The 19,418-nt window shown below is 59.8% G+C and carries 22 protein-coding genes and 1 pseudogene; 9 read left to right on the top strand and 14 right to left on the bottom strand.

The features are described from left to right. Window positions 1-191 precede the first annotated feature (191 nt). Together CXY71_RS03820 and CXY71_RS20565 are read right to left on the bottom strand one after the other, a co-directional pair. On the bottom strand, window positions 192-1,421 hold the full coding sequence (locus tag CXY71_RS03820) for an ImmA/IrrE family metallo-endopeptidase (protein WP_104134364.1): 1,230 nt from the start codon (window positions 1,419-1,421) through the stop codon (window positions 192-194). Next, complete coding sequence (locus CXY71_RS20565) at window positions 1,342-1,989, bottom strand: hypothetical protein (protein WP_146072742.1); 648 nt, start codon at window positions 1,987-1,989, stop codon at window positions 1,342-1,344. Before CXY71_RS20565 ends, CXY71_RS03820 begins: the two co-directional genes overlap by 80 nt. A 469-nt stretch (window positions 1,990-2,458) precedes the next feature. On the opposite strand from CXY71_RS20565, the gene CXY71_RS03825 reads away from it, so the two are divergent. Continuing rightward, window positions 2,459-3,019, top strand: coding sequence for a recombinase family protein (locus CXY71_RS03825; RefSeq protein ID WP_104134365.1), 561 nt, complete (start codon window positions 2,459-2,461; stop codon window positions 3,017-3,019). Window positions 3,020-3,277: 258 nt separating this feature from the next. Continuing rightward, window positions 3,278-3,511, top strand: coding sequence for a hypothetical protein (locus CXY71_RS20930; protein ID WP_158252967.1), 234 nt, complete (start codon window positions 3,278-3,280; stop codon window positions 3,509-3,511). A gap of 346 nt (window positions 3,512-3,857) precedes the next feature. Here the strand turns inward: CXY71_RS20930 and CXY71_RS03835 are convergent, their stop codons facing one another. Genes CXY71_RS03835 through CXY71_RS03875 form a run of 9 tightly spaced genes read right to left on the bottom strand, consistent with a single transcriptional unit; the run spans window position 3,858 to window position 12,443 of the window. After that, window positions 3,858-5,414 carry a tripartite tricarboxylate transporter permease gene (locus CXY71_RS03835; protein ID WP_104134367.1) on the bottom strand — a complete coding sequence of 519 codons (1,557 nt, stop codon included), beginning with the start codon at window positions 5,412-5,414 and terminating at the stop codon, window positions 3,858-3,860. 19 nt (window positions 5,415-5,433) lie between these two features. Continuing rightward, on the bottom strand, window positions 5,434-6,027 hold the full coding sequence (locus tag CXY71_RS03840) for a tripartite tricarboxylate transporter TctB family protein (RefSeq protein ID WP_104134368.1): 594 nt from the start codon (window positions 6,025-6,027) through the stop codon (window positions 5,434-5,436). A gap of 5 nt (window positions 6,028-6,032) precedes the next feature. Continuing rightward, window positions 6,033-7,019 (bottom strand): tripartite tricarboxylate transporter substrate binding protein, encoded by a 987-nt coding sequence (locus CXY71_RS03845; RefSeq protein WP_104134369.1) that lies wholly within the window; start codon window positions 7,017-7,019, stop codon window positions 6,033-6,035. Beyond that, window positions 7,016-8,185, bottom strand: coding sequence for a CaiB/BaiF CoA-transferase family protein (locus tag CXY71_RS03850; protein ID WP_233204369.1), 1,170 nt, complete (start codon window positions 8,183-8,185; stop codon window positions 7,016-7,018). Before CXY71_RS03850 ends, CXY71_RS03845 begins: the two co-directional genes overlap by 4 nt. Further along, complete coding sequence (locus CXY71_RS03855) at window positions 8,170-9,120, bottom strand: hydroxymethylglutaryl-CoA lyase (RefSeq protein WP_233204370.1); 951 nt, start codon at window positions 9,118-9,120, stop codon at window positions 8,170-8,172. The genes CXY71_RS03850 and CXY71_RS03855 overlap by 16 nt, the downstream gene beginning before the upstream one ends. A gap of 7 nt (window positions 9,121-9,127) precedes the next feature. Next, window positions 9,128-9,556, bottom strand: a complete 429-nt coding sequence (locus tag CXY71_RS03860) for a nuclear transport factor 2 family protein (protein ID WP_104134370.1) — start codon at window positions 9,554-9,556, stop codon at window positions 9,128-9,130. Between the two features lie 42 nt (window positions 9,557-9,598). Further along, window positions 9,599-10,672 (bottom strand): PrpF domain-containing protein, encoded by a 1,074-nt coding sequence (locus tag CXY71_RS03865; RefSeq protein ID WP_104134371.1) that lies wholly within the window; start codon window positions 10,670-10,672, stop codon window positions 9,599-9,601. Beyond that, window positions 10,669-11,436 carry an MBL fold metallo-hydrolase gene (locus CXY71_RS03870; RefSeq protein ID WP_104134372.1) on the bottom strand — a complete coding sequence of 256 codons (768 nt, stop codon included), beginning with the start codon at window positions 11,434-11,436 and terminating at the stop codon, window positions 10,669-10,671. Before CXY71_RS03870 ends, CXY71_RS03865 begins: the two co-directional genes overlap by 4 nt. Next, a complete protein-coding gene (locus CXY71_RS03875) occupies window positions 11,433-12,443 on the bottom strand; it encodes an NAD(P)-dependent oxidoreductase (RefSeq protein ID WP_104134373.1) in 1,011 nt (336 codons plus the stop codon). The genes CXY71_RS03870 and CXY71_RS03875 overlap by 4 nt, the downstream gene beginning before the upstream one ends. 129 nt (window positions 12,444-12,572) lie before the next feature. On the opposite strand from CXY71_RS03875, the gene CXY71_RS03880 reads away from it, so the two are divergent. Beyond that, window positions 12,573-13,268 carry a GntR family transcriptional regulator gene (locus tag CXY71_RS03880; RefSeq protein WP_233204371.1) on the top strand — a complete coding sequence of 232 codons (696 nt, stop codon included), beginning with the start codon at window positions 12,573-12,575 and terminating at the stop codon, window positions 13,266-13,268. On the opposite strand, the gene CXY71_RS03885 is transcribed toward CXY71_RS03880, so the two are convergent. After that, complete coding sequence (locus tag CXY71_RS03885; RefSeq protein WP_104134375.1) at window positions 13,251-13,919, bottom strand: IclR family transcriptional regulator; 669 nt, start codon at window positions 13,917-13,919, stop codon at window positions 13,251-13,253. The genes CXY71_RS03880 and CXY71_RS03885 overlap by 18 nt on opposite strands. Before the next feature lie 168 nt (window positions 13,920-14,087). Between CXY71_RS03885 and CXY71_RS03890 the strand changes: the two genes are divergently transcribed. From CXY71_RS03890 to CXY71_RS03915, 6 genes are all read left to right on the top strand, one after another. Next, window positions 14,088-14,807: an SMP-30/gluconolactonase/LRE family protein gene (locus CXY71_RS03890; protein WP_146072744.1), complete on the top strand. Its 720-nt coding sequence runs from the start codon at window positions 14,088-14,090 to the stop codon at window positions 14,805-14,807. A gap of 29 nt (window positions 14,808-14,836) precedes the next feature. Continuing rightward, window positions 14,837-15,649 (top strand): enoyl-CoA hydratase/isomerase family protein, encoded by an 813-nt coding sequence (locus CXY71_RS03895; RefSeq protein WP_104134377.1) that lies wholly within the window; start codon window positions 14,837-14,839, stop codon window positions 15,647-15,649. Further along, complete coding sequence (locus tag CXY71_RS03900) at window positions 15,646-16,272, top strand: hypothetical protein (protein ID WP_104134378.1); 627 nt, start codon at window positions 15,646-15,648, stop codon at window positions 16,270-16,272. Before CXY71_RS03895 ends, CXY71_RS03900 begins: the two co-directional genes overlap by 4 nt. 36 nt (window positions 16,273-16,308) lie before the next feature. Then, entirely contained in the window at window positions 16,309-16,812 is a 504-nt protein-coding gene (locus tag CXY71_RS03905) for a type II 3-dehydroquinate dehydratase (RefSeq protein ID WP_104134379.1), read from the top strand. A 6-nt stretch (window positions 16,813-16,818) separates the two neighbouring features. Next, complete coding sequence (locus tag CXY71_RS03910; protein WP_104134380.1) at window positions 16,819-17,604, top strand: SDR family NAD(P)-dependent oxidoreductase; 786 nt, start codon at window positions 16,819-16,821, stop codon at window positions 17,602-17,604. A gap of 64 nt (window positions 17,605-17,668) precedes the next feature. Next, on the top strand, window positions 17,669-18,253 hold the full coding sequence (locus CXY71_RS03915) for a cysteine hydrolase family protein (RefSeq protein WP_158252968.1): 585 nt from the start codon (window positions 17,669-17,671) through the stop codon (window positions 18,251-18,253). 205 nt (window positions 18,254-18,458) lie between these two features. On the opposite strand, the pseudogene CXY71_RS03920 reads toward CXY71_RS03915, so the two are convergent. Then, a pseudogene (locus CXY71_RS03920) lies at window positions 18,459-19,082 on the bottom strand (transposase); the annotation flags it as partial. Window positions 19,083-19,229: 147 nt separating this feature from the next. Then, a partial coding sequence (locus CXY71_RS21775; RefSeq protein ID WP_233204372.1) for a hypothetical protein occupies window positions 19,230-19,418 on the bottom strand: 189 nt, incomplete at its 5' end.

The following is a 19,418-nucleotide window of genomic DNA, read 5'->3' on the forward strand; positions in this document are numbered from 1 at the left end:
GCGTCAACAAAACCACTCCAACGACGTAGTTATTAGCCGACTCAGCACAAGAAAAATTGTCTTCTCAAAAATTCTTAACGTAACTCTCAGGAGCCCACGAAAGGGGCTCCTCAAAGGTCCGCGGGGAGAATGATAGCAAACAATCGTGGATTTATTAGTTTTCATACAGCTAGTCTACAGGAAATTCACAGCTATCTTTCAGCAAGGCTTCTAATCTCGTTCGACTTGCGTTTGGATTCGAGACTGACGACATCTCTGGCGCGGTCGGACAACCCGTCATTTCGAGGTGAGACTTGATTCGACGGAGCTGCTGAACGCAAGACCATGAGCGGTAATGCCGTTTCGCGTTCAATCTCTGGGTTCTTGAAGGGATCCGGGCCGAAGCGGTTTTTGAGTAGCCGGAGAAAAAGCTTGGGTGACTCCGCCACCACTTCCACGGGCTCGTTTAGCCTCCAACCACGCGACGAGATTTGCCGGTAGAGAGAGCGCGCGCGCTCCGAGCTAAAGAACCCGCCTTGAGATCCCCTCATGACAAGAGCCTGAATGGAAATTCCCCATTCTGCCTTGATGCTCGCCAGCTGGCTGAGGGTAGATGCCTCGGACAGGAGCGCTCGGGCACGCTTCCATGGCAGGAGGAAGGCCCCCGCGAAACGATTGGCTTCGTTTTCTGGGTCACTTGACGTCCTATTTGAGTGCAGGACGGCATGACCGAGCTCGTGAGCGAGGGTAAAGCGATCGCGGTCGGCGGATGAACCCGGGAAGTACCCAATTAGGCCAGGCAGCCCCATACCGGCCCAGAAAGACACACCGAAATGGCCAGGTTTCAAGTTTGCTGGCTGAGGATTTGAAGACGGGAGGATTATGGGCACGACCACGAAGCCCCAGCGTTCCAGTACGCGGGTCATATTCGGCACCGGCGCCTCACCATCCAGTCGCAAGCTCTCCCGCACCATTGCTGCAATTTTTTCGATTCGGTCTGTATCCAGAACGTCTTCAGCATCCTGGATGACGGGAAGTGGCGGCGTTGGGTACCCCGTTCCCTCTAAGAGGTCCTCAGCGACACGGAATATCTCTTGAAAGTGAACGCGCGTACGCTGCGTCACCCGGTTGCTCGATCCTTTGTGTTTGCGGAAGAGCAGTGAATCAAACGGGATTGAGCGGGGTCTGGCGGTAAAAAATGTGACAGGCAGTCCCATCACACGGGCGAAAGTCTCCGCACTCTCCGTTGTGAACGGACGCTGGTGTGTCTCGATCATAGAGACAAGAGATTGCTCAATCTGGGCGGCGGAACCGAGTTGCTCCTGAGTCAGATCAAGCAGGAGACGAGCCGAAAGAAGCCGATCAGGAAGATATGTCAGCGGCTCCAACTTCTTCTCCCTCTTGCTCGTTTGGCAGTCTAAATTCATTGGCATCGTCGTCATCGGCAGCCACGAAGACTAGCTTCGAATACTCATCGGCGTCGGCGATGAGGTCAATGGCGAGGTCATACTTTGCTATCGACCCGTATTTCCAGTCTCCGACGGGATGAATCAATCGCAGGTTGAGCTGACCCTGCACATCCACCCGCCAGAGAATTAGATACTTTTCCTGGGCAAACAACACTTCCTGACCTCCGAGGTTTTCGAAGGGAGTGTTGCAGTAGAAGGCGCGGCGCGCTCGGTTTTTACCGGACGACGGAACGACTTTCTCGTCCCAAGTGTGGAGAACACGCACGCTGGACTCGCCCTTGTGTAGATGGATCGGAGTATTAGGACCCGAAGAGTGGCTGAGCGTCCACCCCTCGAGATCAGTCGCTGATTCTAAACGGCGACGGGCTCGGGCTCGAGTGAGATGGGTGCGTGCAGTGCCATACGGATGCGCAGGTAAATCAAGGTTCCCCTTACTGCACGCAACGTCAACGTCGACAAGGGCAATTTCGAACTCTCGGTTGAGGACGCGAGCCAAGGGGGCTACAAATTCGATCAGCCGGGTCGCATCAAGTGTGCTCATGATTGTAATAATATCACACTGAAATGCACATGATGAGATGTGTTAGACGGTTCGTCTGAATGTGGTGGCTGGTTCGGAACCTATGGCTATTTCAGCGGCGGCACCGTCGACTGTAGCGAGCCACTGGGTCCTAAGCCAGGAATTACTAGATTTCACTGATTCGCTCAGCTGGGACCTACCATCAGCAATGCCGTGCGCCACAAGAGAGGTCTCCTCCTGGGCGAATCCGGCGACTTGGCTCTGCCGTCAGGTGAACTCTGAGAACCGAGCAAATGGTGTCAGAAAAGCGGAAACGCACTTCGCTCGGCATGATTTCCAACTCAAGCCCTGACAACCAGTTGGGGTGTACCCCAACTAGGCGTCAGGCGCTCATATCAAATATTGTCAGGATAGAGTCATGTTTTGATTGGTGGACACCCCTCCTGGCGGGGTCTTAGACTTCAATCTGACAGAACAGGGGAAAAGTCATATGGCGGGTCAACGAGTTGGATATGTGCGGGTGAGTACTCTCGATCAGAACACTGTCCGTCAGCTTGCTGGCGTCGACGTCGATCGGGTGTTTGAGGATAAGGCGTCGGGGAAGGATCAGAACCGGCCCGAGCTGGAGGAGATGATCAAGTTCGTTCGAGATGGCGATACTGTTCTCGTGCATTCCATGGATCGCCTGGCCCGCAACCTAGATGATCTACGCCTAATTGTGCGCCGGCTCACCGCGAAGAAGGTCCGGGTCGAGTTCGTGAAAGAGCAGCTCTCCTTCACGGGCGACAACAACGCGATGGCGAACCTGCTCCTGAACGTCATGGGTGCGTTTGCTGAGTTTGAGCGGTCTTTGATTCGTGAACGTCAACGTGAGGGCATTGCCTTGGCCAAGAAGCGTGGCGTCTACCGTGGCCGTACCCCGTCACTGGACACGGCCCGCGCGGCCGAACTGCGGGAGAAGGCTGCCGCTGGCGTGCCGAAAGCTGCTCTCGCTCGACACTTTGGGATCAGCCGCGAAACCGTCTACGCCTACCTCCGCGCCGAGGACTGAAGGACTCTCCCTGAGGCAGGTGTCATGCCTGCAGCTGGGGGAGTGGGGCGAGTTCGCGGTGCCTCGTCTGCTGGCGCGGGACACGCGCCAGGGCCAACGCCGCACAGGGCGCCGCTGAAGGGCTGGCGGAGTGCAGGACGAATGAAAAACTCCGGGTCCGCCAAGGCGAAGTACCGGAGTTCCCAATTCGTGGCCCAAGTAACATGAGACAGCGGTCATCAAGGGCTTGCAAATCAATCCTAGCTCGGAGGGCGTCCTGTGGCAACGACATCGAGCGACGGGCTCTGGATAGAGGAATGGCTCAGCACCGGCCGGTTCTCCACCTACTTCACCGCCGCCGGCGGATCTCGCTCACGCGCGCTTGAGCTCTATGAGTGGAATGCAAAGCCGAGCGCGGCTTTCTTGCACGATCTGAGCCATCTGGAAGTCGGTCTGCGTAATGCGTGCGATCGCCAGCTTGCAGCGGCCACTGCGGTGACCCGGTGTTCCTGAATCTCCCTGCAAGAGCAGGCGGGCTGGGTCACCCGGAACCGATTGCACCAGCGAGAAAGTCAGAATAGCAACACCGAGAAGTAGGCCGAGTCCGATCAATAATCGTCGAATAAAAAACCTCAGCGTTCTGGGAAGCTTCCCCATCGTCGCGCGGATTCTCTTCATCAAATTCGATTGCTCCCTTGCAATAACACGGAGATAGTCGCGTCTCTGTGTGTCCAATATTCACGACCACAAATCTCTGCTCCCTGGCCGCGATTGACCCGTAGAGCGGTCAGGAGATCTTGGAAACACGCAGGGTCGACTGGACGTTGATACTGGTAGTAGCCGTTCCGGGGTATGATCCTCAACTTGACTGATGACCATCGTGAAAGGCCTGTCCTGCGCTTGATCTGTCTACCTCGGGCTGCTGTTGTTGGTGGCGTATCACCTGCTTCAAGATGATCGGACCGACGATTCCGGCGATGATCATCAGCACGAAGGTCAGTGACAGCGGTTGAGTGACCAGCGGGGCGAAACTTCCGTTGGAGATCTGCAACATCCGGCGGAAGTTGTCCTCGATCATCGGCACCAGCACCAGTGCCAGGATTGCCGGGGCCAGCGGTATCTCTGCCCGGTCCATCAGATAGCCGATGACGCCGAACACACCCAGTATCAGCAGGCCGACCAGGCTGAATGTGATGGCGTAGGTGCCCACGCCCACCAGTACCAGCATGATGCCGAACAGGATCTCTGTTGGAACCTTCAGCAGCCGGGTGAACAAGCCAACCAGCGGCAGGTTCAGCACGATCAGTACGATGTTGCCGATGTACATGCTGGCGATGATCGTCCAGATTAGCGGCGACTCCTGCGTGAACAGAAGTGGACCGGGCTGCAGGCCGTACATGATGAAGACGAACAGCAGCAGCGCCGTGGTCGCAGAACCTGGGATGCCGAGGCTAAATAGCGGGACCATGGCACCGCCGACCCCGGCATTGTTCGCCGCCTCGGGGCCGGCCACACCTTCGATCGCGCCCTTGCCGAAACGTTCGGGGTGCTTGGAGATTTTCTTCTCCATGACGTAGGACATGAATGATGCCAAGGACGGTCCGATACCCGGCAGGACGCCGATAACGAACCCGAGTACGGATCCGCGCGCCCACGGGCCGACCGACCGGCGCCAGTCGTCGCGGGTCATCCACGGCCCGGATTGCAAGCTGGTCGTGCTCATGTCGCCGGCGCCAACCTTGCCCGACAACTGGCGGATCGCCTCGGGCACAGCGAACAGCGCCATGGCGAAAATGGTGAAATCAATGCCGTCACGCAGGAAGTCGAAACCGAGCGTCTGGCGCGGTAATCCGGTCTGGAAGTCGAGGCCGACCATGCCGACGGCCAAGCCGATCAGAATCGAGATCAGTGCCTTCAACGACGAGCCCGTCGACATGGACGATGCTAGCAGTAGTGCCATGGTCATCAAGAGAAAGTACTCGCTGGCGCCCAGCAGGGTAGAGATTTCGACGAAGATCGGTGACAAGAACGTCAGACCGACAACCGCCAGCGTGCCGGCGATGAACGAGCCAATCGCCGAAGTGGCAAGCGCCGCCCGCGCCTGGCCCTGCTTGGCCATCTCATAACCGTCGAGGACGGTCACTGCGCTGGCAACCTCGCCGGGGGTCTTGATCAGGATGGCCGTGATCGAGCCGCCGAACATCGAGCCGTAGTAGACACCGCACAGCATGATCAGGCCATGCACCGGTTCCATACCGAACGAGACCGGGATGAGAATAGCGATCGCGGTGATCGGGCCGATGCCGGGCAGTACTCCGACAATGGTGCCGAGGGAGACACCGATCAGCGCGAACAGCAGGCTAGTAGGCGACAGGGCAGCGGCGAAACCGTCGCCGAGTGAGGAAATTACGTCCATTATGGTTGGCTGGCTCCTTTCAGCCGAGGATTCCGGGCGCGAGGTAGACGCTGAGCCCATACTTGAATGCGAAGTACACGACCGCAGAGAAGACGATTGTGAAAATGATGTTGCGCAACCACTTGTCGCGGGCGTAGAGCGTCGTGACCGCGAACAGGAAGGCGGCCGTGGCCACCAGGAACCCGACAGGGATCAGGATCAGCAGGTAGACGAAGAAGACAACGAAGTACAGCAACACCCGCAGGCGAAGGGCTCGAGGCGACTGCGCGTCGGCCTCATCGACGGAGGCTTCGGAAGTCTCGAGAGCCGCTTCTGCCTCGGTGGTGCTTTCGGCCAACGTGGGAGGGTGGGCCTCGGTCTCCGAATTGCCGGTACCGCCCCCGGATGCTTCAGCCTCCGCTGGCTGCCGACCTGGGCGCATTGCCGACAGCGACAGAAGCACGCCCAAGACGATCAGCCCGACACCGACAATTCTCGGGAACGTGGCCGGGTCGACCACATCGTTGGTCGTTTTGACGAAAAATGTGTTGATGAAGTACACGAGTCCGACAGCGGCGACGACCCAACCGACGGTGAAGTCGGAGCGTCGAGCAAAGTGAAGGGATCCCATCATGAGACCTAGTTGCCGATTCCGATTTTCTCGAGGCCCTCGAAAACCATCTGGCCGGCCTCGTCGATATAATTCGCGAGCTCGTCACCGGTCTGGAACAACTCAGTCCACTGGTTGTTCTCGACCTGCGTCTGCCAGCCCTCAGTCTCGACCATCTCGGCCAGAGCCTCCTGCCAGAACGTGACAGCTTGCTCGGGCATGTCTGGAGGTCCGTAGATGCCGCGCCAGTTACCAAGCGTTACGTCGTAACCCGACTCAACCGCTGTGGGCACGGAGCCCAGCGGCTCCTCACTGAACGTCATGATGGCCTGCAGGTCACCGGACTCGATTACCCCCCGGAACTCGCTCAGGCCGGCGATGGCGACCGTGGCGTCCCCATTGAGCAGGGCATTAGTCTGCTCGCCGCCACCGTCGTAAGTGACGAAGTTCAGCTCGGCGGGATCGATGCTGGCCGCTTCGGCGAGCAGCGCGAACGGCAGCTGGTCGTCACCGGAGGCCGCGATCGCCACTCCGGCGGGGTCCCCCTCGAGCGCGCTGACAAGTGCGTCGACGCTGTTGATGTCGGAATCGGAACGGGATACGATCACGAAGTCCTCGACGAAAAGCGTGGCAATCATGGTCACGTCATCGAGGCCGTACTCGCACAGGCCGCGTTCCTTGACCGTTTGACTGGCCAGCGAGACGATCGCCAGTTGGTTGGTCTCCCCGGCATAGTTGTTGACCATTTTCGTCAGCCAGGAACACCCGATACCGCCGGGTCGGTTCTGGACGGGGAGGGGGATGTTGACCAGATCCTCTTCCTGGAGCACCTGGGTTATGGCGCGTGCCGTGGTGTCCCAGCCCGACCCCGGTGCCGCAGGTGCTGAGATGTTGATCGGTTCACTGGGGTAGTTCCTGCCGACCTCACTGGACCCGCCCGAAGTGCACCCTGTCAGCGTCAGGGCGGATACAACAACTACGGCTGCGACCGACTGTGCAATTGTTTTTGATTTCAATGGTTTCTCCTGTAGTTTTCAGACTCGGAAAGAATCTCTTCGTCGTGGTGAGACAGAAGCTCATCATCGTGCTCACCTGGTCGTGGGATGTCCATACGTTTGGCCAAACGCTCACCGTTGAACTCCATCGGCAGCAGTGGCACCCGAACTTCGGCATCGGTACCTTCGTACACCGAGGTGAACGCCCCGCTGGTGGACAGGTGCGGGTCATCGAGCAGTTGGTCAGGCCGGTTGACCTGGGCACAGGGCAGTCCGGAGCGTTCGCACCGGTGTTCGATCTCGGCGACCTCGAAATGCTGCAGTTGCGCCTGTAGCCGCCGGTGGATGTAGTCTCGTTTCTCGACACGGCCGGTGTTGTCGGCCAGCGCTGTGTCGTCGAGCATGTCCACCAGAGAGAACTCGTGACACAATGCGACCCATTGGGTGTCGCTGACGGCAGCCATGAAGACCATTTCGTCGCTCTTGGAGCGGAAGATGTCGTAGATCGCCCAGGAAGCCAGGCGGGCAGGCATCGGCTTGACCACCTCGCCGGTCATTTGCGACTGCACTATGTAATTGCCCACTAGGAACGCGGTGTTCTCGAAGAGGGCGCTGGTGATGTGGGCGGGTTCTGGGTTGTCCCGGTTCTTCAGCAAGGACGAGATTATGCCGATGACCCCGAACATGCCGCCCATAATGTCGTTGACCGAGGCGCCGGCTCGCAGCGGCTGCCCGGGTGGGCCGGTCATATAGGCTAGTCCACCGAGCATCTGGACGACCTCGTCAAGCGCTGATCGGTCGCCGTAGGGCCCGCTCAGGAAGCCCTTGAGCGAGCAGTAGATGATGGTGGGATTGAACTGTTTGACGTCGTCGAACCCGAGACCGTATTGGTCCATCTTCCTGGGGCGGAAGTTCTCGATGACCACCTGGGCTGACTCCACCAGCTCGACGATTTGATCGAAGTCGCCCGGGTCGGCAATGTCGAGCTGCACACTTTTCTTATTCCGGTTGAACGTGGCGAACAATCCACTGCCCGAACCGGGCAGGTAACGGGTCTTGTCGCCCAGGCCGCGCGGTTCAACCTTGATGACCTCGGCACCCAGATCGGCAAGGATCAAGCCACAGCTGGGCCCCATTACCATGTGCGAGAATTCGATGACTCGGACGCCGGTCAGCGGTAATGCCACCGGCCTTCACCACCAATGGGGGCCGGTTCCGGAACCGCCGGAATGGTCGACAGCTTGGAGCTCAGTGAGTGGCCGACCGCCTTGGTCAGCATGGGTCTTATCTCGGAGAGCTTTTCGGTGTCAACACCGGTGGCGTACCCCTCACGGTGGAGCAGGTGGATCAGGTCGTCGGATCCGATGTTGCCAGCGGCTCCTGGCGCGAACGGACAGCCGCCAAGCCCGCCGAGTGTGGCATCGAACCGGGTGATGTTCAACTCGAGAGCGGTCATGACATTGGCTATCCCGAAATTGTAGGTATCGTGCAGATGGACGGTGATGGGCATCTCGGGGAAGGCCTGCTGCACTGCTTGCGTTCCGATGCGAACCATCCGCGGATTGGCGTTGCCGCTCGTGTCGGCCACCCCGACTCCCGTCGCACCTTCAGCAATTAGCGGTTCCAGGACGTTGATCAGGTTCTGTGGAGGTGTGGGACCGTCGATCGGGCAAATGAAACTAACGGCGGTGCCGACCTCGAATGCCACGTTGTTGGCTTTGAGTACCTCGATCGCGGCCCGTAGGCGGTCGCTGGCCTGGGCGACTGACGAGTCCGAGTTGGACCGGGAGTGGCCTTCACTGGCCGAGATGACAAGCTTCACCTGAAGGGCGCCGGCGTCGACGGCTCGCTGAGCACCCTTGGTGTTGAACACGAGCGAGTAAAGGGTGATACCTTCGTCTTCCAGCGGGCCAAGTTCATGGTAGAGCTCGGCGGTGTCTGCCATCTGTGGAACCTTTTTAGGGTTGACGAAGGAACCGATCTCCAGATGCCGGAAACCGGCGCCAACGAGGGCGTGGGCGATCTCAATCTTCTGGGCAGTCGGCACCACACGGTCCTCGATCTGGAGACCGTCTCGAAGAGTCGTGTCAATAACGGTGATGCGCTCAGTATCAGAAATCAACAGTGATTCATCTTTCATCACGTGGGACCGTTAAATCAGGTTCCACTTGTACGGCGGCAGCGAAACCGACGGGCGGGCGTGTGTCATATTCGATGTACGAACTAATGCGCCCATCTGCGGAGATCGTGCCGACGGAGAGAAACGACAGAACGAGGGCGTCGTCTCTGTCCAAGGCGCGACCATGGATGTAAAAGCTCGATCCGACGACATCGGAGTCGATCTCGTGGTGCCAGTCGCGTTCGGCTCGAAGCCGGAACATGGCCGCGATCGCATCACGGCCACGAGCTTCTAGCCGTGCGCCGGTCGGCCCAATGGCGCCAGGATCGTATGCTTCGTGAGAATAGAAGCCGTCCGCGGTAAAGCTTGCTGCGGCCTCGACGAATCGTCCAGCCGTCAGGTTCTGGAAGTACTGCTGTACGACGCTGGGAAGTTCCATGCCTTGTACCTTTCTTCGTGAAACGGTTCGCGTTCGAAGTGGTCAGTCGACGAAGACGTCGCCTGACATGATCAGCCGCGCGGTCCGGTTGAGGCCCACCGACACGACTGTCTGCCCGCCGCGGACGTCAACATCGACTTCGGCGATTCCCGACGGATGTCGGATGACGGCAACCTGGCTATTGCGCACGATCGCCATGGACGCAACTAAGGTTCCCTCTAGGCGGGCCGCAGCCGCAGCTGCAAATGCCCCAGTTACCGGCACCGTGGGGTGAAAACGTCCGCCGGCAAAAGCGCGAACCTCTATATCATCGCTGGCTTCGCGGGGCGGAAAGCAGAGCATCATGCGGGGCACACTGCTGCGCTGCGCCTCGGAAGCTCCGAGGCGCACAGCAAGCGCGGCCCGCAGATGTTCGATTCGACTTTGAAGCACGACATCGCCGTGAAGGTCCGCGAAAGACGAGTGAATCGATACGCCAAGGTCCTCGCCGGACACAAACGCATATGGATGAGTGATGTCTGCGAGAGTCACGGGCACCTCCACGCCGTCAAATTGGATGTAATCGGTTGGATTACCTGTAGGGAAGACCACTCCCAGGGTTCCCCCGGCCGGATCTAAGTAGGTGGTTGGGATCAACGAGCCCGTTCCGGCTACACCGTCGATTGCTGTATCGCCTATTGGATCGAACCGTCCTTCAGAGCAGGACACGCTGACTTGGATCAGGTCTCTGGTCGACTCGTTGTAAAGCACCACGTCTTGGCGCGCAGGTCCGCTGGCGACGCTCAGCAGCCCACGATTCACAGCAAAGGGGGCGACCGCGGACGTAAGGTTTCCACACGTGCCGCTCCAGTCGACGAGATTGTCTCCGACGCCGACCTGAGCTACTTGGAAATCAAGATCGGCACCGGGGCGATCACTCAGTGAAACCGTCACGAACTTGCTGGAAACAGCGTGCGTTCCGCCGAGACCGTCAATTTGAAATGAATCTGGGCTTCCCATAATGGCGCGGACAACGTCGTCTAAGGCACTTTTTTCGGTCGGTAGATCACCGGCTAAAGCAAAAACGCCCCGACTGGTCCCGCCACGCATGATGTCGACTCGGATGGAAGCGCTCACGAACTGCTCCTGGCTTCGAGGCGATACACATCGTCCGTGAGCTGAGTGAGTTCCTCAAGCATGACTGCGTCATGTCCCGGAAACCACCTGCCGCCCTCGGCCAGCGCCTCGACCGTGCTGAAACCGATCTGAAAGTGGTCGTAGCTGTGGATTGTCGAGGACGGTGTACGCGTCAGTAAATTCTCGTACAGGTGTGACGCATCGCAAGCAAGGACGAGAGGCTCGCCCCACCCGGAGACCACAGTGACCTGTGTACCAGGCGTGTGTCCGCCAACGCACACTGTTGTGTGCTGTCCGGCCTTACTCACTCCCCCATCAAGGACCTGGACTCGGTTGACAGCGAGCAGGCCGTCAAGTTGCTCCATAGCATCTCGATCGGCGAGCTTTGCGGCAGGGTGATCCGCGCCATAGCCGGTGAAATAGTCGATGTCTTTTCGCTGGATCCAGAACGTGGCATTTGGAAAGAGTTCAGTGCGTCCGAAATGGTCATAGTGGAGGTGCGAGATAATCACATCGCTGACGTCGTGCCCTTCAATCCCGGCCTGTTGAAGCAAAGTCTCTGTCTCTCGGTGCTCGACGATATGCCTAGCTGCGGCGACTGCTTTCGAAAAGCCAGTGTCGACAAGGGTGATTCGATCAGAGGACTCGAGAATCCACATGGGATAGATCAGCGGCTTGGTTCCCGATCCTTCGGTGAGGTGTATCACCCGCCCGACGGGGACATCACGTCGGCCCGCAATGGCAACTTTCACGATCGTGCTCATGCAGATTCCATTTCGGCGTCACGCTCGTCAATCCAGGCCATAAGTCTTCGCACACCCTCAGTGAGAAAGATGGTCGGCTCCCACCCGAAATCCGTCTTTGCCTTCTCAATGCTGACCGAGACTTGCACGTCATGGCTTCCATGAGTGCTCTGTGAGGCGGCACTGGCGTCCTCTTCAAACTTGGGCCTGAGTGTGGTCGCCGATAGCTCCACAACCTTCTCGACCATTTCTCGTACGGTCGTCGTCGTCCCAGACGAAATGTTGTAGGGGCCGTGAGCTTTCGAATCAGCCATTGCCATAACGGATGCCCGGGCGGCATCTCCGACGTACACGAGGTCGTGGCCGTCGTGGCCGTCTCCCGCGAAAAGTGGTGCTTCACCGTTTTTAATCGCCTCGTATGCCTTGATGATGTTGAGTACGTTCACCCCGCGATCGTGCTGGCGCTCGCCGTAGACGGATGAGTACCGCATGGCGGCGAACTGCAGGCCGTAGGTGGCGGTGTAGTAGGCGCCGAGTTGCTCGCCGGTGAGCTTCGTCAGGGCGTAGATCGCGCGCGGCGGAGCGACCGATACCGAGGAGAAGGGCGTGTCTTCGTCGGATTTCGAGCCGACGGCGCTGCCGTAGACAGCGATGGATGATGCGGACACGACTTTGAGCGCGCCGACGATCCGTGCCGCTTCGAGGGTGTTGAGAACGCCCTGGATGTTGACGGCCGCGCCGAGCTGGGGGTCGCGGGCGATCGGCACCGTGAGCAGACCGGCGATCGCGAATAGGCCCGAGGAGCCTTTCGCCGCTTCGATGAGCTGGTCGAGGCGCAGCACATCGCCACGGACGACGGTGACCTCGGAGTGGGTGATGAGGTCGTCGAGCCCGGCGGTCGTACTCAGGCTCATGTTGTCGAAGAGCACCACTTCTGAGGCGCCCATGTCGACCAGTTCACGTGCGATGCGTGAGCCAATAAGGCTGGTGCCGCCGGTGATCACAAACTTGTTTCCGGGGATGTGCATGGTGCTCCAACTCTTCGATGAGGTTCATCAGTCTCAAACAGCGAAACGCTGTTTGTCAATAGTATTGTAGACAAATATATTTTTATGATGAGCATTCAAACTCGTTTACAATGTGAAAGAGGTGATCACTTGTCGCAGATCCAACTAACCGGCCAGCGGCTTTCGCTGAGGGACATCGCCTACGTCTCCCTCAGGAATGCCATCGTCACGCTGAAATTGAAACCCGGCGAATCGGCCACCGAAGAGCGGCTGTCCCACGAGCTCGGAGTCAGCCGCCCGATCATCCGTGAAGCCGTGCAGCAGCTCCAAGCCGAAGGCCTGCTCGAGAGACTCAGCAACGGCCGCCTCCGCGTGAGCCCGATCACCGAAGACGACGTTAACCAGTTGTACGCGGTACGGTCTGCGATTGAGCTCGTGGTCGTGTCGGAGGCGATGGCCCATTGCGACGAGGCTGCGATGCAGCTGCTCGAAGACAGCGTCACCCGCATGAAGCTCGAAGGTGAGATCAGCGACGGGCGCGGAGTCACGATCAGCGGGGGGAACTTCCATTCGCTGATCTTCGAGCTCTCGCACAACCGCGTTGCCACAGACGTCATGGCGCGACTCAGGGTTCGCATAGACCGATACCGGCACATCAGCGTGTCTTCCTCGGCAGACAGGCCGCACGACTCCATCGGCGAGCACGAAGCAATTCTCTTCGCGTTCCGTCTCGGCGACGTGCCGGCGGCCCAGGCCGCGATGACGCTTCACGTCGAGAATGCAAAACGCGCAGTTCTGGAAGGCTTTTCCGAGCAGGCCGTGGCACTTCTAGCCGACCAGGTCTGATCGGTCGGATGTTCGTCGGGCCCCGAGACTGCGCGTTATCCGTTCGGCTGCGCGCACGACTAGGCGCCCGTAGAGCGCCCCGGGGCTCGGTTGCAGCCTCTGCAGGGGTGCTGCGACGGCGATCGCCGCGACAAGATCGGCGCCGAAGTACACAGGGGCGCTGACGGAACCGAGCCCAGCTTGGCGTGTGCCCATCGACTCGATCCAGCCTTCCGTGTTGACCGGCTCACCCGACAGTACTTGGCCAGCGGAACCGAACGGCAATTCGACGAGGCTGCCGGGCTTCAGAGTGACGTTCAAAACGTGGTCGGAATCGACGTTCAGCAGGCACAGCCGGGATTGGCCGCGAGGTGCCCACAACTGCACCGACTCTCCTGTCTCATCTCGCAGCGTATCGAGTTCTGGGGAGGCGAGCCGGGTGAGTGCAGAGCTGGTGAACCGCCCGCCAGGATGATAGATGCCGTTCCCGTCGCGGGTGATCATGTCGTGGTGCATCATGGCGGTGAGCAAGCGCAGTGCCGTCGTCGTGCTCTGGCCACTGTGGGTTGCGAGCTCCCGCAGGTTGCGCGGCAGGAGCTCGATCAGCTCCAGCAGGGCCATGGTCTTGTCCAGTACCCCGACGCCACTGTTGGACTGCTGTTCATCGCTCATACGCCCAGCCTATTCCAATATATGGGAAATGTTTCCAAAAATTTTGCACTGGAGCGGCAATCGGCGTATGTTGTCGTGAGTTCTAAAATATGGTTTCAATCTCCATTAAGTGGAAGATTCACGCCGCTGGAACCGTTCACTCACTGACGAGCTTCATGGAGGACCATCTTGGAAGGATCACTGATCGAACGTCGGACGATTCGTAAGACGATGATCCGAATCGTTCCCCTGTTCGGGCTGTTCTATTTCCTCAGCTACCTCGACCGCTCCAACATCGGATTCGCTGCCTTGACGATGAACACCGACATCGGCCCCTCGCCGGCGGCATTCAAGCCGCTCGCCGAGAGGCTCAGCGAAACCGAGCCGAACGGCGGTATCTATCGCGTGCGGCCCGACGGAAACATCCAGACGGTCGATTCCGGCTATCTCGTGCCGAACGGAATCGCCTTCAGCCCTGATCGGAGCTATGCCCTGACCGCGAACACCTTCGCGGGTGACATCTACCGCTACGAGATGAATCCCTCGACGGGCGATGTTGGTGCCTGCAGCACATTCGTCTCCACAGCAGGCCTTCCCGGCCACGCCGACGGTGGCTGCTTCGATTCGAAAGGGTACTACTGGTCGGCGATGCCGTATTCGTCTTCGATCGTACGCTTCGCGCCCGACGGCGTGGTCGACCGTGTTCTGCAGCTCCCGCTGCCCGGGCCGACGATGGTGGCCTTCGGCAGCAATGACACGCGCACGCTGTTCGTGACTACCGCGCCCGACTTCATCCCGAAAGCGCAGCGCGCCGGGTTCGAGGAGGTCGGCCCAGTTCTGCGTATCGAGGGCATACCCGAGAACATCCTCGACGACACTCCCTTCCAAGCGGTGGGGGAGCCCCTGTGACCGACCACACCACACGACAAGACGGAGCAATGTTGACAGAGTCCCACGCCGAGGCGTCCGTGCGAAAGCGGCCCCCCGGAACCGAACACTCACCCGGTTCGGGTATCTGGCTGGATATTGCCGATGGAGCGGCGACAGTGACCATCGCGCGGCAGGAGGACGGAAACCGTCTGCCCTCGATCGCTCTCAACGCACTGGCCGACGCGCTGGAGACAGTACAGAACACGCCGGATGCCGGTGGGCTCATCGTGACAAGCGGTACGAGCATCTTCTGCTCGGGAGGCGTTCTGTATGACGACGGGAGCGATTTCGTCTCCGACCGCTACGAGATCGCGATCTCCAGATTCTTCGAAGCCTGGACCGGTCGTCGTTTTCCGATCGTCACCGTCGTCGACGGGCCCGCCACGGCCTTCGGATGCTCGATCGCGCTCAGCAGTGACGTCGTCATCGCCACCCCGCGGGCGAGTTTCCACCTTCCCGAGCTCGGAGGGGGCGTCATCCCGGTGTATGCGATCGCGATGCTCGAAGGGCGAGTACCGCGTCGTGTGATGCACACGCTCGTCTGGTCGCGCAGGAGACTGACGCCCGAACTGGGCGAGCATCTCGGTGTCGTCACGGAACTCGCCACGCTCGACGGCCTCGCTGCGGCCGTCGATGACTATCGCAGACTGTTCGGCACGATTCCCGCGGCAGCTGCCCGCGGCACGAAAGAGCTGTTCGAGAACCTGGCGGGAAGGGATGCCGTAGGGCTGAGAGAAACGGCGAAGCAGTCGCTCGCCGACGTGGTCGACCGCATCCGCAGCGGTGCATCGGACCAAAGTTACTTGGAGGTGACGAGGTGATCACGACCGTTCTGAACGACAATGGCCAGGCGCCCCGGTTCTTGGCGGCGGTGCGCTATCGCAGGCCGTCCGCCACAGCCGCGGCAGTCAATATCGGGGCGCTGGTTGCGGAGGTCGTCACCGGCTCCGGCCTGCTTTCCTCGGGCGGAGTCGTTGGAGACGACTTCCAAGTTTGGTTCGCCGCTGGAGCCGCCAGCGTCGACGGCGTGCTCGACGATCTTCTGGGGCGGACTTCGTCATTCGGTGAGTGGGAACGCGGAACCTTCGTCGGTGAGCTTGCCGAAGATCGGGCCTCGGCCGTTCCGACCGAGGAACCGTCTGCCTTTCGGATGTTCGTTGCTGTCGATGTGCCCACCGAGAGCCTCGGCGACGTGGACTACTGGTACGCCGCCGAACACACCGAATGGCTGCTGCGCACGCCGACATGGCGTCGGGTGAGCCGATACACGAGCGTGGATGTGAGAGCGACTTGGAGCCGGCTGGCCGTGCATGAACTCACTTCCAACGACGTGATGGCCGACCCTGTCGTCATCGCGTCCACCGTCACTCCTCTGCGGAGCGCCCTTGCGCAGAACGAATGGTTTCTTCGCGAGGGCCGACCCGCGCTACCGATTCTCAACTGATCAGCAATCCCAACCACAAATGAAACGGACAACATTATGACCAGCTTTTTCCGCGGTGAGTCGACCAAGAAGTGGCGTATCGGCGTCATCGACGGCCCGAACATGATCAACCTCGGCAAGCGGGACCAGGGAACCTACGGTGCCATCAGCTCTTACTACGATCTCAAGGGCCTGGTGGAACGCGTGGCCGACGAACTCGGCGTCGAGGTCGTACCCATCGTGACGAACCACGAAGGCGAGATTTTGGACTGGATCCACGCCACCTCCCCCGAACTCGATGGATTCCTGATCAACCCGGCCGGCCTGACGACCTACGGAGAGGCCACCAGGCACGCCCTCGAAGACTCAAGGAAGCCGTACATCGAGACTCACTTCTCGAACACCATCAAGCACTTCGCCAAGACCTCGCCCCACATTCGTCTTGAGTCCCGCTTCACCAGCACTGCCCTCGGTCTCTCGATGGGTATGCGACAGTACAGCTACGTCGGTGCCCTCGTCGGTTTGGTGATGATCCTCGACGATCCGACGTTCGAAGTCTGATCCCGTATGCCCGTACAGGATCTCTTCGATCTCCGGGGACAGGTCGCGCTGGTCACGGGAGCGAGCGAAGGTGGACTGGGTTATCATTCCGCCGCCGCTCTCGCCGAACTCGGAGCGGTCGTGCACATCAGCGACCACGCGGGGAACAGTGAACTGCTCCGAAAGACTGCCGAAGACCTGAGGAGCCAGGGCTTCACCGTTCATGCCCATCAGGCAGACGTCACCGAGGAGGCGGAGGTCGTCGACCTCGTCGAACAAATCTCCTCTGAAGGTGGGCGACTCGACGTGCTTGCCCACCATGCGGGCGTCAACCTGCGTAAGACGACGTGGGAGACATCCCTCGCCGAATGGAACAAGGTCATCGATATCAACGTGACCGGAACTTGGCTCGTCGCCAAACACGCTTCGGCCGTGATGGCGAAATCACGTTCCGGTCGCATCATCACTCTCGGGTCGATCTACAACTCCATTGTCGGGCCCATTCCGGAGGCAGCGTACTACGCATCCAAAGGCGCGATCGGAAACCTCACGAGGGGCCTAGCAATGGAGTTCGCGCAGCATGGCATAACGGTCAACTGCATCGCCCCGGGAACGTTCTACCCCACCAGGATGACCGAGGCGCTGAGTGCCGATCCGGAGAGGCTCGCCAGCATGGCTGAGCGTACAATGCTCGGCCGGCTCGGCGATCCGCGTCAGGACCTGCGCGGCGCGATCGCGTTCTTCGCTACGGCAGCTTCGGCTTACGTCACCGGTCAGACGCTCTATGTCGATGGCGGCTGGACCGCTTGGTGATCGGTCGACACCCAAACTTCAATACACCTGGAGAGCATCAACTGATCCTCCTGAAAGGACACCAATGTCAGACGCCCTCATTCTGATAGACCTCCAGTTCGGTCTCTGCAAGCCAGGAGGGGTGGGTTCGGCGGGTCTCGCCGAACGGGTGGCCGAGAACCGCACGTTGGAGAACGCTGCAGAACTGCTCGCCGCATACCGTGCGGCGGGCAAGCCCGTCTTCCACGTGCGGCTGGGCTTCGAAGCATCCTTCGCCAACCGTACGAACAGAACTCCGCGTTTCGACTCCCACCAGAAAGTTGGGCGGTTCGCTCTCGGCGGTGCCGATACGAAATTCTGCGAGGAGGTGACTCCGCTTGCGGGGGAGACGATCTTGACCAAGGGATCGGTCGGCGCGTTCGCTTCGACCCCGCTTCTGGCTTTCTTGAATGGCCAAAATATCTGTGACATTGCCATCGCGGGTATCGCGACCCACCTCGCAGTAGAGTCGACGGCAAGGGAAGCAGCAGACCGCTCTCTTCGTGTCACAGTCGTCGCTGATGCGTGCACCGGACCCGAGGCTCTGCATGATCACTCGATCGGTGCCGTGCTCCCGGTATTCGCAACGGTCGAGAACCTCGCCGAACACCTCGAGCTTGTGCGCAGCTAGGAGCGTGGGTCAGTAACGCCTCTTCGAAGTTGATGCGACGAGATTCGGGCCGATTTGGTTGCAGCGGGCGGGGCGTTGCTGTGGCGGTCGTGGTGGACTTCGGGGTCTGCGTTGTTCTCGTGCCGACTGTAAATAGGGCCAGTGCCGCGTTGGTAACAGTAGGTCGAGGCCGCTGGCGCCCGGCAGGGCGGTTCTGCCCTAGTTGTTAGGTTGCCGGGCGGGCTGTCAGTGCGGCTTGCGTGGCGAGGAGAGCCTTGGTGTGCATGGTGTGCAGCTTCATCAGGTTGTGGCAGGCAGCGATCAGGTCCCACTCGTGAGCGGCTTGCTCCAACCCGCGCAGCAACATGAATTTCCCTTGTCGGGTGTGAATCTGACCGAACACGGGCTCCACGATTACCTTCCGCCGCGCATAGGCCGCGCGGCCCTTCTTCGTCTTCAGCTTCCGTGCCATGCGTTCCCGGAGTGTCGCATTGGCGGGGATCCGGCCCCGAGGAACATCCGGAACACGATCCCTGTGCTTCACCCGACCGGTCGCGATGAAGAACTCAGTCCGCCCGTCGTTCGCGGCTTCCACGGTCTTGGCGTAGTCCAAGTTTGCTGCTGAACAATACCCGGCATCCACCAGCACTTCGGCGGGGAGAGCACCCATCGTGGTGTGGAGTTTCTCGATCATCGGTACGACCTGTTCAACGTTCACGCCACTATTCGTCAGCGTCGTCGCGACGATCACTTGATGATCGGCATCAACGAGGGCTTGCGCGTTGTAGGCGTAATGAAATGACCCGTCGGCGGTCTTCATGATCCGAGAATCCGGGTCGGTGAAGTTGCGGGAGCCTGAAACCCCAAACCCAACGAGTCAACTGAACTCGGGGCAGTCCCTGCCGAGCATCCCGAACGCTTTGTGCGGCAGCACCCGCAGCCGCCAACGTTCCCGACGACGACCTGGATCAACGAACCCGAGAAAGAGAAAACGAACTCAATGACCACCCACAGAAACTGACTCATAAAAGTTGACATCTTCCGGGGCCTGGCGCCGTATAGCCGTTTTGAATGCACGCCGTGTTGTGGCGGAGGTGGCATCCAGTCCGATCACCGCAGCCTCGATGTACCGCCCAGCGGTGTCGGTCGGCAGCAGAGCCGCTGGATCGGATTGCAGCGCACCGAG

The sequence above is a fragment of the Cryobacterium sp. Y62 genome, assembly GCF_002929785.1.
Taxonomy (GTDB): Bacteria; Actinomycetota; Actinomycetes; order Actinomycetales; family Microbacteriaceae; genus Cryobacterium.

Coding starts and splice junctions, on each gene's coding strand:
- CXY71_RS03820 (WP_104134364.1), bottom strand. CDS start 1,421: ATGACGACGATGCCAATGAATTTAGACTGCCAAACGAGCAAGAGGGAG.
- CXY71_RS20565 (WP_146072742.1), bottom strand. CDS start 1,989: ATGAGCACACTTGATGCGACCCGGCTGATCGAATTTGTAGCCCCCTTG.
- CXY71_RS03825 (WP_104134365.1), top strand. CDS start 2,459: ATGGCGGGTCAACGAGTTGGATATGTGCGGGTGAGTACTCTCGATCAG.
- CXY71_RS03835 (WP_104134367.1), bottom strand. CDS start 5,414: ATGGACGTAATTTCCTCACTCGGCGACGGTTTCGCCGCTGCCCTGTCG.
- CXY71_RS03840 (WP_104134368.1), bottom strand. CDS start 6,027: ATGATGGGATCCCTTCACTTTGCTCGACGCTCCGACTTCACCGTCGGT.
- CXY71_RS03860 (WP_104134370.1), bottom strand. CDS start 9,556: ATGGAACTTCCCAGCGTCGTACAGCAGTACTTCCAGAACCTGACGGCT.
- CXY71_RS03870 (WP_104134372.1), bottom strand. CDS start 11,436: ATGAGCACGATCGTGAAAGTTGCCATTGCGGGCCGACGTGATGTCCCC.
- CXY71_RS03875 (WP_104134373.1), bottom strand. CDS start 12,443: ATGCACATCCCCGGAAACAAGTTTGTGATCACCGGCGGCACCAGCCTT.
- CXY71_RS03885 (WP_104134375.1), bottom strand. CDS start 13,919: ATGAGCGATGAACAGCAGTCCAACAGTGGCGTCGGGGTACTGGACAAG.
- CXY71_RS03895 (WP_104134377.1), top strand. CDS start 14,837: ATGTTGACAGAGTCCCACGCCGAGGCGTCCGTGCGAAAGCGGCCCCCC.
- CXY71_RS03905 (WP_104134379.1), top strand. CDS start 16,309: ATGACCAGCTTTTTCCGCGGTGAGTCGACCAAGAAGTGGCGTATCGGC.
- CXY71_RS03910 (WP_104134380.1), top strand. CDS start 16,819: ATGCCCGTACAGGATCTCTTCGATCTCCGGGGACAGGTCGCGCTGGTC.
- CXY71_RS03915 (WP_158252968.1), top strand. CDS start 17,669: ATGTCAGACGCCCTCATTCTGATAGACCTCCAGTTCGGTCTCTGCAAG.